The 13,729-nt window shown below is 42.8% G+C and carries 13 protein-coding genes; 11 read left to right on the plus strand and 2 right to left on the minus strand.

Annotated elements, in window-relative coordinates:
• Positions 1-20 precede the first annotated feature (20 nt).
• The 4 genes from A8708_RS16365 to A8708_RS37100 all read left to right on the plus strand — a co-directional run bounded on the left by A8708_RS16365 (position 21) and on the right by A8708_RS37100 (position 4,579).
• A complete protein-coding gene (locus tag A8708_RS16365) occupies positions 21-932 on the plus strand; it encodes a carbohydrate ABC transporter permease (protein WP_068665277.1) in 912 nt (303 codons plus the stop codon).
• A 78-nt stretch (positions 933-1,010) separates the two neighbouring features.
• Entirely contained in the window at positions 1,011-2,585 is a 1,575-nt protein-coding gene (locus tag A8708_RS16370; protein WP_068665279.1) for an ABC transporter substrate-binding protein, read from the plus strand.
• 22 nt (positions 2,586-2,607) lie between these two features.
• The gene (locus A8708_RS16375; protein ID WP_068665281.1) at positions 2,608-3,960 is read left to right on the plus strand and encodes a hypothetical protein; all 1,353 of its coding nucleotides are present in this window, start codon (positions 2,608-2,610) and stop codon (positions 3,958-3,960) included.
• Positions 3,961-4,453: 493 nt separating this feature from the next.
• The gene (locus A8708_RS37100) at positions 4,454-4,579 is read left to right on the plus strand and encodes a polysaccharide lyase family 8 super-sandwich domain-containing protein (protein ID WP_082927571.1); all 126 of its coding nucleotides are present in this window, start codon (positions 4,454-4,456) and stop codon (positions 4,577-4,579) included.
• A gap of 223 nt (positions 4,580-4,802) precedes the next feature.
• On the opposite strand, the gene A8708_RS16380 is transcribed toward A8708_RS37100, so the two are convergent.
• Complete coding sequence (locus A8708_RS16380) at positions 4,803-5,999, minus strand: macrolide family glycosyltransferase (protein WP_068665283.1); 1,197 nt, start codon at positions 5,997-5,999, stop codon at positions 4,803-4,805.
• Between the two features lie 18 nt (positions 6,000-6,017).
• Positions 6,018-6,830 (minus strand): helix-turn-helix domain-containing protein, encoded by an 813-nt coding sequence (locus tag A8708_RS16385; protein WP_068665285.1) that lies wholly within the window; start codon positions 6,828-6,830, stop codon positions 6,018-6,020.
• Positions 6,831-6,974: 144 nt separating this feature from the next.
• Here A8708_RS16385 and A8708_RS16390 point away from each other — a divergent pair, with 144 nt between their 5' ends.
• Genes A8708_RS16390 through A8708_RS16420 form a run of 7 tightly spaced genes read left to right on the plus strand, consistent with a single transcriptional unit; the run spans position 6,975 to position 13,690 of the window.
• Positions 6,975-8,237 carry an AMP-binding protein gene (locus A8708_RS16390; RefSeq protein WP_068665287.1) on the plus strand — a complete coding sequence of 421 codons (1,263 nt, stop codon included), beginning with the start codon at positions 6,975-6,977 and terminating at the stop codon, positions 8,235-8,237.
• Positions 8,237-8,506 (plus strand): phosphopantetheine-binding protein, encoded by a 270-nt coding sequence (locus tag A8708_RS16395; RefSeq protein ID WP_068665289.1) that lies wholly within the window; start codon positions 8,237-8,239, stop codon positions 8,504-8,506. Before A8708_RS16390 ends, A8708_RS16395 begins: the two co-directional genes overlap by 1 nt.
• Before the next feature lie 2 nt (positions 8,507-8,508).
• Entirely contained in the window at positions 8,509-9,537 is a 1,029-nt protein-coding gene (locus A8708_RS16400) for a Gfo/Idh/MocA family protein (RefSeq protein ID WP_068665291.1), read from the plus strand.
• A complete protein-coding gene (locus A8708_RS16405; protein ID WP_068665293.1) occupies positions 9,506-10,624 on the plus strand; it encodes a DegT/DnrJ/EryC1/StrS family aminotransferase in 1,119 nt (372 codons plus the stop codon). Before A8708_RS16400 ends, A8708_RS16405 begins: the two co-directional genes overlap by 32 nt.
• Before the next feature lie 14 nt (positions 10,625-10,638).
• Positions 10,639-10,911, plus strand: coding sequence for a phosphopantetheine-binding protein (locus tag A8708_RS16410; protein ID WP_068665295.1), 273 nt, complete (start codon positions 10,639-10,641; stop codon positions 10,909-10,911).
• A complete protein-coding gene (locus tag A8708_RS16415) occupies positions 10,908-11,882 on the plus strand; it encodes a DUF6005 family protein (protein ID WP_068665297.1) in 975 nt (324 codons plus the stop codon). Before A8708_RS16410 ends, A8708_RS16415 begins: the two co-directional genes overlap by 4 nt.
• Entirely contained in the window at positions 11,879-13,690 is a 1,812-nt protein-coding gene (locus A8708_RS16420; protein ID WP_068665299.1) for an ABC transporter ATP-binding protein, read from the plus strand. The genes A8708_RS16415 and A8708_RS16420 overlap by 4 nt, the downstream gene beginning before the upstream one ends.
• The last annotated feature ends 39 nt before the right edge of the window (positions 13,691-13,729 follow it).

The following is a 13,729-nucleotide window of genomic DNA, read 5'->3' on the forward strand; positions in this document are numbered from 1 at the left end:
TTGGATAGGAAGTGAACCTGATGGTCTCCAAATCGTATCGAAGGGAAAATCGAATTTCCCCACTGGCTGAAACGATACTTAATGTCATTTTTATCTTATTATCGCTAGCCTGCATACTACCTGTCATTCTAGTCATCATTGTATCCGTCACTCATAATGATTCTTTGATCAATGAAGGATACAGCTTTTTCCCTTCGAAATGGTCTTTGATCGCTTATGAGACCGTGTTCAAAGATTTTGCAACGATGGCCAATGCTTACAAAGTATCTATTGGGGTTACCGTTGTGGGTACCTTATTAAGTGTCTTATTTATGGCGTTATACGCGTATCCCTTATCCCGTAAAGATTATCCTTATCGTAACATCTTCACTTTCTTTCTTTTCTTCACGATGTTATTTAACGGCGGAATCGTGAGTCGTTACATGATTTACACCCAGACTCTTCACCTGAAAGACTCTTATATGGCATTGATCCTACCGCTCTTAATTGTTCCGTTCAACGTGATTATTATGCGAACATTCTTCCAGTCTACAATCCATCCCGCTTTGATCGAATCTGCGCGAATTGATGGAGCAGGTGAGCTGCGTATCTTCTTACGCATTGTGCTTCCCTTATCGCTTCCAGTATTGGCGACGATGGCCTTATTCTCAACGATTAATTATTGGAATGATTGGTTCAATGCGTTGCTCTTTATCAATAAGGAGCATATGTATCCGATACAGTTCCTCATGTTGCGCGTACTGAAAGATGTTCAGTATATCCGCGATAATTTGACGGTAGCTTCTCAGAATCCAGAGCTGCTTAAGAATTTGCCTAACGAGTCCCTGCAAATGGCCTTAGCTTTTATTGCTATGGGACCCATACTGATAGTCTACCCGTTCTTCCAAAAATATTTCGTCAAAGGCTTAACTGTCGGTGCCGTCAAAGGCTGATCACAGTAACACCGGCTGCGAATTGCTGCTCGCTTTCGTAAGCCGTTTCTTATAATATTCATTACAGGAGGGTCCACAATGAAACGTAGAAAATCAGTATTGCTAGCCCCAATGGCGCTAGCGCTTGGATTAACCGCAGTATTACCTGCATGTTCTAGCAGCAACACAGCAAGTACGGCAAGTCCAGCGACGACTGCAGGAAGCACGGCAACAGCGAGTCCTAATGCAGCAGCATTGGAGCCGTATGATGTATCACTCGTCTATCAAGCGAAGCCGCAGAAGGATGACGCGCTTATTCAAGAGAAGCTGAATGAATATTTGAAAGCGAAAATTAACACAACAGTTACCTTGCAGCCGATCGCATCGAGTGATTACAAGAAAAAGACAGAGCTTATGATGAATACCGGTGAGAAAATGGATCTCGTATTCACAGCATCTTGGTTGGATTTCGCTGGTAATGTGACGAAGGGGGCATTCTTAGAACTGGATTCGCTTGTGGATAAATTCGCACCGGAAGCCAAAAAATTGCTTCACCCTTTCTACCTAGAAGCGCCACGTTACAAAGGTAAATTGTATGCGATTCCAACGAATAAGGAGATTACGCAAGGTAAGGCTTTCACCTTCCGTAAGGATATCGTCGATAAGTATCAAATTCCAATCGATAAGATCAATAAAGTAGAAGATTTAGAGCCTTACTTTGAGAAAATTAAGAAAGATGACCCCGATATGCTCAATTATTATGTGAGTGGCCCGACTGGCGGCGGTGCGAGCTTTATGATGTATGAATCCAAATCAAATTATCGACCAATTGGACCTGTGCCTGCCAAGACGCCTATGTGGCTTTTGGATTACAAATCAACAACAGAAATGAAAGTCAAATCGATTCTTGACCAAGATATTGTTGATTTGAATAAGTCCGATGCTGAAGTGTTCCGCAGGTATTTTGAGAAAGGTTATATTAATGCGGATGCAGCAACTGTGACGACGCTTGTTGGTGATATTCGCAAGCAAGGTAAGATGTGGCAGCAAACCTCTGTGTGGAAGCCAGGCGCTGATATCGAATTAAAGATTTATGATGCAAATAATTATGATTGGGTATCTCATGTTGTTGAAGAGCCGATTGTAACGACAGATTTGGCTACAGGTTCGATGCTTGCGATATCTAGAACGTCCAAAAATCCTGAAAGAGCGATGATGGTCCTCAATTATTTGCATACAGACCCTTATGTTATCAATCTGCTTGTGAGTGGTATTGAAGGTAAGCACTACAAAAAAGTAGGTCCTAATCGTATTGAACTAATCAAAGATTCAGGCTATGACAGTCAAGTGTTCTGGGTGCTAGGCAATCAATTCTTGAACTACTTAAAGCAAGGTCAACCAGATGATTTGTACGAAAGCTGGAAAAAGTTCAATAATGATGCAAAGCGTTTCCCACTGATCGGCTTCGTCTTTGATGATACGAATGTAAAGAATGAAATTGCTCAGCTGACGACAATTGCGAACGAGTATAAACTTGTTAGTACAGGAACTGTACCTAATCCTTCGAAGTTGATCGACGAGCGCAATGGGAAGCTGAAAGCAGCAGGGATTGATAAAGTCACTAAGGAGCTGCAAACACAAATCGATGCATGGTGGAAAGAGAACAAAAAATAGGAAGAGCTTGAGGTGATTACCGTTGAAACCCCAGAACCTCATATACACCTTCGTCAGCTATGCTTCCCACTATGACACTCCTTGGGGACATGGAACCGCAGTCGAAGGTGTGGAGCGAACAGCAAGATTAGCCCATGCATATGGCATACCCGTGACATGGATCGTCAACCGAGGCTCGATTCCCGTGTTGGGTGAGCAAATTCGGCAGTGGCATGAGGCATATGGCGATGATATCATTCTGCAATGTCCTTTCTTCATGGAAGATATGGCGATGTCGAAGGATGCATTGAAAGCACGTCTTGAAACCGATTGGAAACATGTACAGGAGGCTTTCCCTTGGGCGACAACCAAGATTGCAGCACGGGGCAAGATTTACAATGAAGTGATTGAAGTGCTCGAGGAACTGGATTTCCAAGGCATGTGGGGTTATTGTTGGGAGCAAGTATGGTGGGACGGTATTACACATAAAGGGATCCCTTGGGGATCCTGGTATGTGGATAGCCATCGCTACAAGATTCCACATGCAGGCAAAGGCAAAGTCGTCGCCTGCGAATGGACAGCACGGGATTTGCACTTGTCCTACCATACGGGAAGTCCTGTCATATACTCGACGGACCCTAATGATGTGCTGCGCGCAGGGTTGTGTACCGGTGAAGAGATCACATATTGGCAAATGCTCTTTGACGAATATTTGGCAAATACGGATCACAATGAGCAGGTGTTCTTTCTGCAACAGCAAGAAGCACATGAAATGGAGTTCAGTGATCGGTTTCAGGTGTTTCCGGCTTCACATGTTGAGGCATGTGAAGGAATGTTGGATCGGTTCTTTGCCTATGTTGCACAGTGTGGCGTAACGCTCACTACCTTGCCCAAAGCGTTGGCAACTTATCATGAACGTAACCAAATCACTCCCCCGTCTTATATGTTGACAAAGGATAAACCAATTCGTCCCGAAGTGAACGACTACACGATGACGCTTGGTGGTGTTGCGGCTGGCCCTTGGCCGGATACGTTCTTCTACTATGACAGTCAATGTCAGATGGCATTCGTTAAAGGGGAATGTAAACCGAGGCTCCTCCGCAATTATGTCGGTCAGTGGAACATGCAAGACGAATTCGAGGAGAAGGTTCCACCGTTATTCATAACGACGTACGAGAAATCGAGTGAACGCATCGAGCTCGTCTACGAGATCGGGAACTGGAAGCCGATGCCGTTCGGGTTAACGTATTGGGACGATGAGCTAGGTGACTATGAAATCGAAAGTTGCTCAGACCATGTGGAATTGAAAGTGATTAAAGATGAATTAGTTTTTCTACGCTTCAATTTGACTGGAGAGAAAAGAATGATACGGTTATTACTCCGGAAAAAGATGTAGATTATAGAAGAAAGAAAAGAGGAACCTCGCTTTTGCGAGGTTCCTCTTTTCTTTCTTGTCTGAGGTAGCGAGAAATTAGCAACTTGTTACCTTCCTTGATGCGAATAGATGGATTCTGTTCATTTTTACAGTTTCTATACCGACGTTTTTTTAGCATAATAACTATGCATATAATGGCGGTTACGGTACAGAGCTGTTATCAGGAATTGCAGATCTGATGGTTACTACGAGCCCTTCATCTATAAAAGTGCTTGTTGGAAATGGTTCGCGGCAAGGAGATCTCCAGGTATGGATTACAGGACAATCAAGCAGCTGTTTACGTTATATCTTCAATCGTACGCCTGTCTCAAATTGATGCTTCCATTGGTGTAACCGCATTCAAGAAAACGATCAAATATTAGTTACTATATCTTGAACAATTCTACCATTGCTTCCTGAGGGGAAATGGTGAAATGCCAACAATTTGTAGGTATGACCGCGTGGTTCAGTTTAGATCCAGTTTCGACTAAAGCATGTTTCCAGCCGAATCGGTAATTATGAGTCTATTAACGCTGAGAACAACTGTGGCTGGCACACCAGCGATAGAATGACTAATAGTAACCTGAGCCAGATTAACTAATGGCTGCAGGCTACTACGGCGCCTCAAAACACGATACAAACGGCCATCAGCCGCAGTGACAAAAGCAGGACTGGAACGGACATCCTCGGGCATTATAGCGGTTATGACGGGAACCAACTATATTCATCTGATTGGCAACGTATCGGGTTCTCCGAACCTTTCCTAAACTGCCATTTTAATATAGGTTATTAACTCCATTTGTTTGGATTCTGCGAATTATCCATTAGTTTTTGATCCCATGCTCCCGTTTAAACATCCTAATATGCTCCAACGCTTTCTTTTGTCCGCCAGCTGCCCGCAAGCTCTCTCCGATCTTAGAACTTACCTTACGATAGGTTTCTTTATGCAGCAGTTCTTTCACGGACTCATGCAGCAAGTCTGTGGTCAAGGCATCTTTGTCCAACTGCTTGCCTGCGCCTAGGTCGGCAATGCGACTGGCCACAATAGGTTGATCGGCAGCGAGGGGGATGACGAGTAAGGGAACCCCGTAGTATAACGATTCATTAACGCTGTTCATTCCTCCATGGGTGATAAATAAATCCGCTTCCTTGAGAACTTGTAATTGTGAAACAAACGGAAGGACCGTGAAGTTATCCGGGATGTTCAGGAGGTCCTTCATGTCGATTCGTTTACCAACCGATAGAACAACATGGATATCCAAGGAAGCGAACGCTTCAAAGCACATCTGATAGAATGAGTGTACATTGTTAAACATGGTGCCCATCGAAATATAGATCAACTTTTGCTGATTTTTTCGCTTCAGTGAAAGTGGTGGTTCATGCCGGTCTGTCAGAATAGATCCAACGAATTGGTAATGAGATTCCAGGGTCTCGCTTTGCGGCTGGAAATACTCAGATGTAAAAACGAGGTTCAGTTTCCCTTCATTAAAAAATATCTCGTTTATATTAACTTTTTGTCTAATGGGATAAGTGCTCCAAATTCGCTTCGATAGCGTGGAGAACTCTTTCATGAGCAGCAGGTTATCTTTTAATTTTGTTCGATTTCCTGAGTTGTCATTAAGTAAACGTTCTGCGAGGACAAATGAAGTGCAAGTAGCGATGTTTGGAATACCCAACCAATCGGCTGCAACATTGCCGCATCCGTACATAGAGTCATGGATGATGTAATCGAAGGAATATTGCTCGGCCAACTGAGTAATACAGGGGAGAATGGTATCGTAGGATGATAATATTTTAATAACTAATGATAAATAATGTTTATTGGTACGAAAAGGATCGTCTTGATGGAGGAAATTCTCATAGGAGACAAATGTCGCTCCAATCCGCTCAATCATGTCTCGAAACTCCTCACCTGATACGTAAACAACTTGCTCACCTTCCGCTATTAACTCTTGTACTACACCTAAAGTGGGATAAACGTGACCGCTAGCTGGCCCATTCAAAAACAATACGGTTGACATTGATAGTCTCCTTCATCGCTAAATGGATTGCATTTTCTTGGAACGTCGAAACTTTAAAGGGGTCATGCCCGAAGCGGCTTTCACCATGCTGGATAACCGACTTGGGTTTGTAAATCCGACTAGCGTGCAGATCGTGTTCACGCTCAATTCTGATTGCTCCAATAGTTGTAACGTGCGAAGGACACGCAAATGATTTAAGAATCGAATAGGCGATACTGAAAAGATTTTACTGAATTCCTGACAAAAGTAATTGGAATTATAGCCAATTGCATCCGCTACATTTTGTAAAGAAAGCTGAGGATTACTCATATGCTTTTTCATGTATCGGGTTGCGTAGAGAATTGCTCGAGCGCTTTTTAATCCATCATCAGAGTGATATTTCTTTGGCAAGACCGGTTCTGGTTTCTGTTTCTCAGGAAATCGGTCAAGCATTTCGCCGAGCAATGAAGTAATCGCGCAAGAAATGTTAACCTGCCATTGTTTGTTAAACTGGTTAGCCAAGGAGGGGAGCAGGACTAAGATGTTAAGTGCATTAGAGGAGGCCAGGACTCGTAAAGAATTTGTCTTAGGATTGATGTCGTAAGCAGTTTCCAGAAAGGTGGATTGGAAGTGTAAGCAGTAATGTTGGCAGGAATGGTCGTCTAGCTGAATGCGAACATGGGGTGCAATGATGGATACATAGGTGAATTCTGGATCGGTAATAACTGTAGGCCAAATTAATTGGAAATTCGGACTATGTTCTTCCTGAATAGAAGAATGAAGCTCAATAAATTGCGCAGGAAGCATTTTCTCAAATTGCAGCATTAAAATGGATTTCTCATTTAGCAACATCTGAAGAACCCTCTATTTTCTGAATAATTGATGATTGTTACTTGGAATCACTATTAAGTAAAATAGAAATAGATTCCAAATGTATCTGATCATTCTGTAACCAATGTATCATTATCTGCTTTATTTGTTAAGAGGTGGAAGGAAATGTTCGCAATTGATAGTCAGAAATACGACAAAGATGATTTAAGATTATTATTCGATCAGATGGGGAACATGGAGCCCTATCGCAATCCTGAAGGGAAACGATATGCGATTTGTTTGAAGCATGTTTTTGAGTTATTAGGAGCTGTGATATACCTTCGCAAACGTGGAGGTTCCGTACTGTTGATGCATGCCGACACGCCATTCGAGACGGCAAGGGAGATCGCCAGAAAAGGGGAGTGTTCATATCTGCTGTTTGAGAATTGGGAAACGGCTGTTGCGGTTAGTGTTTCATCGATTCCCTATGAACCTTCAATTCTTCAATTCAGCTCTGGTTCGACGGGAGCACCTACATTGATATCCCGTTCCTGGAAGCTGGTCGATCAAGAGATCGAGCATTATAATCGTTTGTTTGATGAAACGCCCTATGAGCAGCCAGTTATACTTGTACCCGTGTCACACTCATTTGGCCTCATAACAGGAACACTAGCATCATGGGCAAGAGGAGTTCAGCCAACGATTGTGCAGGATAAGAATCCAAAGTTTGCCCTGCATATGATTAAATCGACTAAAGATCCTATCGTTTACACAGTGCCTTATATTTATAATGTATTGGATGCTCTGGGAATAGGCAAGGTTGGTTGCCATAAGGTGGTAATATCGGGCTCACCACCTTCCGAGGCGTTGTTGAACCGTATGAAGGTTCAAACGAATGAAGTTTGGCAGCAATACGGCTGTACAGAAATCGGCTGCATCTCCGTTAGTAAGCATCCATTCTCACATACTGATGTAGGTAAGCCTCTAGGTCACCTTGAGATATCAATTCGTCCTGATGATCACGAGGAAGAGGATTGGAAGGGCGAGATTCTGGTGACTTGTGACGGCGACTTCAAAGATATTGCTACAAAGGATCTGGGACGTTTGGACATAGAGACAGGAAATCTGCAATTGTATGGGAGGCTGGACGATTTAATTAATGTATCCGGTTTGAAGGTCATTCCATCTGAGGTGGAAATGGTAATCGGACGCATGCCGGGCATCCGTGAAACTGTCGTTGTAAAGACGGAACATAAGATTTGGGGAGAAGCCATCAGGGCAATAGTAGTAGCAACTCCATCAATAGAAGCGCAAGACGTTCGCTCCTGGTGTATGCATCAGCTTCCAGCCTTTAAAGTTCCAAGCGTTATTGAAATAGTAGCTGAAATTCCCAAGATGCCTTCAGGTAAAATAAGTCGAAAACTATTACAGGAACAGGAGAGATTTTAATGGATCAGCAAAACTTAGTGATTAAGAAGGAATTAAGAACGGTAATGGTGGAAAATTTGGAGCTTGAGGGCGTACCAGAGCTGTTGCAAGATTCTGACAGGTTGTACGAGGATTTGAACATCGATTCGATCATGGTGCTTCAATTAGTTGTCTATGTTGAAGAGGTGTTTCATGTCGTAGTGCCTGAAGTTGGCGTAGAGCCGGAAACATTCCTTACAGTAGGTTCTTTAATAGAATTTATCCTGACTCTACAACAAGCAGCGGTATAAGTATGATAGATACAATAAAGTTAGGTATTGTAGGATTCGGCAGAATCGTAGAGTTGATTCATCTCCCTTTGTTGAAACAATTGCCCGAAATCGAAGTAAGTGGGATATTTGATGTTACGTCCCCACGCTTGGCGCTTGCCGCTAAGCGTGGTTTTGCCACCTTCTCAAACTTAGAGGCGCTGTTTGCTTCCCAGATTGACGCTGTATTGATTGCAACGCCTCCCAGCAGCCATTATCAGATTGCAACACAAGCGTTGCGCAAAGGTAAGCATGTGATAATAGAAAAGCCTGTAACCCTAGATGCCAATGAGGCAATTCAATTAAAAGTGATTGCGGATCAAGAAGGAAAAAGTGTCTCGGTGTTTCATAATCGCCGATTCGATAGCGATTTTCTACTGGCCAAGCAAATGGTTGCTGAAGATTTTTTGGGGGATATTCTCTTCGTTGAACGGCGTTACCATACGTTCGGTTCAGGTGCCTCTTTCGGCGTGAAATCCTTTCATCAGGCATGGCGAAATGAGAAAGCTTATGGGGGAGGCGCTTTACTCGACTGGGGCGTCCATCTTATTGATCAATTGTTGAACTTAGGCCTCGGGTCATGTGTGGAGATTCATGCGAGCATGAAGAATCTGCGCTGGCAGCAGGGCGAAGTTGATGATTTTGTTCATGCGACGATGAGCACTGAACAGCAAGTGATAATGTCAATGGACATTAATTTTGCCTCCAATGTGCCTTCGCCTCTCTGGATCATTGGAGGAGAGAAGGCTACGCTGCAAATTATGTCAGATCGTGAGGCGTATCTCTATGAGAAAGGCAAGCCCGTCCGTGAATTGAAAATGGAGGAATATGGGAAATCAGGTGTTCTTTCCATCTACTCTTCTTTCGCCAATTGCATTCTGAACGGCGGTGAGCTAGCAGTTACACTGGAAGAAGCCATTGAAACAATGAAGGTTCTAGATAAAATACGCGTTTGCGCGCAGCAAAATAAGGAGTTGGCACATGGGAATTTTGTTCTCGGCTCCACAGTATGAATTTAATATCATACGTGAGGATTGGCTTCAATCAGTAGTACAAATTGCTCAAAACGGTATGTTTGTTAGTGGGCCTGTCGTCTCTAAATTTGAATCCGCCTTCGCTGCTTATTCGGGAGTGAAGGGAGCGGTTGGAGTCGGCAATGGGACGGATGCTTTGTTCTTAGCGCTGAAGGCACTCGGTATAGGACCTGGAGATGAGGTTATAACGGTAACAAACACGTTTATTGCTACTGTAGGCGCTATCCATCAGACAGGAGCAAGGCCCGTTCTTGTCGATTGCGACGACTCCTATTTGATCGACTTTGAGCAGGTGAAAGCATGTGTAACGCCTAGAACGAAAGCGGTTATTCCTGTACATCTGTATGGGCAACTGGTTGACCTCCGCGAATGGTTGCCGTGGGCGGAAGAAAACGAAATTCATATTGTTGAGGATTGTGCGCAGGCTGCCGGAGCCAGCTTAAATGGAAAAGCAGTAGGTAGCTGGGGAATTATGGGGTGTTTTAGCTTTTATCCGGACAAAAATTTAGGAGCTTTAGGGGACGGAGGGATGATCGTTTCTTCCTCACCCGAGCTGCTGACAAAACTACGCCAATTAAGAAGTCATGGTGGGGAGGTTCGATATCAGCACGATATCCCTGGATTTAATAGCCGCTTGGATTCCCTTCAAGCGAGTGCATTACATTTGAAGCTGCCTTATCTGGATGAATGGTCTAATAAGCGACGTACTATTGCGGATTGGTATGAAACTTATTTACAAGATATCGAAGATATTATTATTCCAAATGGGCTTCATAGTAGCCGACATGTATACCATCTCTATGTGATTCGAGTGAAAAATGGCCATAGAGAAGCGCTTAAGAAACATTTGCAGAAAAAAGGTGTTTTAACTGCTGTACAGTATCCGGCTCCCATACATCTTACGCCAGCTTACTCGTTTCTTGAGTATGATGCTGGTTCATTCCCAGTAGCAGAGGCTTATGCGAGTGAGATTTTGTCGTTGCCAGTGCACATTGGGCTGACGGAAGATGAAGTGTTGATGATTGCGAGCGAAATCAAAGCATTTTTTATATTAAATAAACAATAAAGGTGGTTCGCGAATTGATTCAGCTAACAAAAGAGCAGCAAATTGTGAGTTTTTTGCGTAAAACGATTGCACATCTAACTGAAACGCCATCACTGGAGCATGAACTGGGGGATGATCAGCTCATTCAGGAAGTGGGAATGGACTCTGTACGTATCATTAAATTGATTGTGGAAATTGAGCTTAATCTCGAAATTGCTTTTGATGACGATGAGCTGCTTACGGAGAATTTTGCAACGCTGATGGTGATCAATAAACAAATCAATCAAAAATTAGGAGTAAGTTTGTGAAGAAGTTCGGTCAAGTTCACTGTTTATTGGACTGCTATGCCTCGATTCTTGAGGAGGATGGCCGATTGGATTTCCGACCGCTCTATTTGGGTGTATGGGATGCTTATTTCGAAGTGAACGAGAATGGAATTTTCTATGCAAGCGAATCCGTGGATTACAAGGATTGGAACAGTAAGTTTGCCATGCTTTACGGAAATTCTTGCGAGCATTGGTATGATAGAACTGTCGGAAAACATGAAAATTTTTCTAATTTAATGAATCGTATGCGTGGTGGAAATAAGGAGAAGGTTTCGATTATTTTAGTCGATTTATTCTACTTACCTTACTCAAGTCAGTACCGCTCCAAGCATACTCCCCATTATGTGATCGTAAAACAACGTAAGGAACAGGAATGGAGGATTAATGATCCGTATTTCGATTGGGAAGGTTTTATTTCGCATCAGGAATTATGGGAGTCATTTGGCTACAATGAATCCGGCGAAGGATTGATAATCGACACGGGCCATTTCCAAGGGGCAGATGAGCAAACAATTATCCAATTGTTTGAAAAAGAATTAAAAGTATTACCGGGCAGATTATTAAAAGAGGTAGAAAACTTCGTCCGTACTACGGTCGAAAGGAACGGCGGATATTTACCTAAGTCGTTTTTTTCTTCCATCCATGAAGTCGGGGTTATTTCCAAAAGATACGGCGGCTATTATTACGTTTTGCAATATTTATCTGAGCGCACGGGAAACGAACATACCAAGACCATTTCTACGATTAAAGAACTGATTAAGGGATGGGAAAGTTTGATGTTGACAATGACACGATATCAAATTCTGAATAAACCTGTTGATTTAACTTTATTTGCTGCCAAAGGGGATCATCTTGACAAATTAGAGCTTGAAGTGAAAAAAGAGCTAATTGAAGTGTTTAGTGAATGGCGAAGCAGCACTTTTACAGTTACAGATGAGGTGTTACGTTCATGAATAGCATTAAGATGTACATTCGTTTGATCCGTTATATTAACCCGCGTTGGTGGTTAACAGGATTAGCATTTTTGTTGACGATGTTGTGTTTAGTATTAGATTTGCTGCAACCGTTTCTGATTTCCCGTTTTATTGATAAGGTGCTTATCGGTAAACAGATTAATTGGATCATGCCCTTGTTGGGCTCATCACTCGGGATAACAATTGTTTCCGCTGTGCTAACCATTATCGGCTTTAGTATTTTTCGCTATTTGGAGGCACGTAACACCCTTGATCTAAGAAGCACAGTGTTACGACATATTCGCAAAATTCCTTTAATGGAAATTGAAAAAAACGGCGTTGGAAAATACATGGCATTAATGGGAATGGACACTACTACAACCTCCAAATTTATAAATGTTCTTGCGGTAGAATTAGTAAGGCAGTGGTTGCAAATGGCAGTTTCGCTCGTAATTATTTTTATGATGGACTGGCGGCTAGGACTTGTTGCCATGTGCAGCATACCATTTGTTATGGGATTCCCACGCTTATACCGCCGGCCGATCAAAGATACAGTAAACAAGCTCCGAATACATAACGAGGATATTGGCACAAGTTTATTCGAAAGTATTCAGGGTTCGCGTGAAATAAAGAGTTATGGTTTGGAAGAATGGGAGGAACGCCGCAATGAATTGATGTACAAAGATCTTGTTAAGGTAAGCATTCAGGAGGGGATGTTTCGACAGCTTTCCGGTCGAACAGGTTCTTTGGTCATCGCAATAACTGTAACGCTACTATATTGGTTTGGAAGCGGTCAAGTGATAGATGGTGTCTTTACGGTAGGTATGATGGTAGCAGCCGTTCAGTACATTCAAGCCGTTTTGAACCCGATCCAGAATATGAATTATTTGATCAGTGATCTACTTGGAAGTGAAGCATCCATGTCTCGAATTGAACAATTTCTCCATACCCCGACTGAGGCTCATGTCGGTTTACTTAAAAACGATCCTGATATGCATATTGTTCGGGATTCAACTTTGCAAACGGATTCAACTCTGGAGATGTTAAAGAGAAGGTCAAACACGGAAGAAAAACAATCATTTATTTCGTGTAGAGACTTGTATGTTTCCTATGAAGGGGTATCCATACTAAAGGGAGTTTCCATCGAGATAGCAAGAGGTCAGGTTGTCGCTTTTGTTGGAAGAAGCGGTTCGGGGAAATCTACGCTGTTTAAAACATTGCAGGGCTTTATGCCTGTTGAAGCTGGTGATATCTGTATAGGTCACAATACGTTAGCAGACTTGTCGCGTCAAGCGATCTCTTCTCAAATCAGCTTTGTTTCCCAGGAATCATTTTTATTCAAAGGGATGCTATTAGACAATGTGAGGTTGGGAAAGCTCAACGCAACAGAAGACGAGGTGTACAAGGCTTTATGTGAAGTAGAATTGAAATCGTTCGTTGACAATTTGCCTGACGGTATCTATACGAAATTGGATAATCAGGGCTTTCAGTTATCTGGTGGACAACGGCAACGAGTGGCGATTGCCCGGGCTATCATTAAGGAACCGGACATTCTAATCCTTGATGAACCAACATCGGCGCTTGATCGAAATACGGAAGATCAAGTTATGTCTACGATATACCGAATCATGAAGAACAAAACCGTGCTGATCTCCACTCATAAGCTAGAATCGATTGTGTGCGCTGATATCATCTATGTGATGGAACAGGGGACCGTCATCGATTTCGGTTCGCATAACGATTTAATGAAGCGCTGCGGGAACTATATCGAGTTGGTTAAGCACCAGGAATTACTCACTATTTCATAAAGCTCAGAATTACATGCAGACAAGTGAGGTTATGAAAGG

Origin of the sequence: Paenibacillus oryzisoli, assembly GCF_001653565.1 — a bacterium.
GTDB lineage: Bacteria > Bacillota > Bacilli > Paenibacillales > NBRC-103111 > Paenibacillus_E > Paenibacillus_E oryzisoli.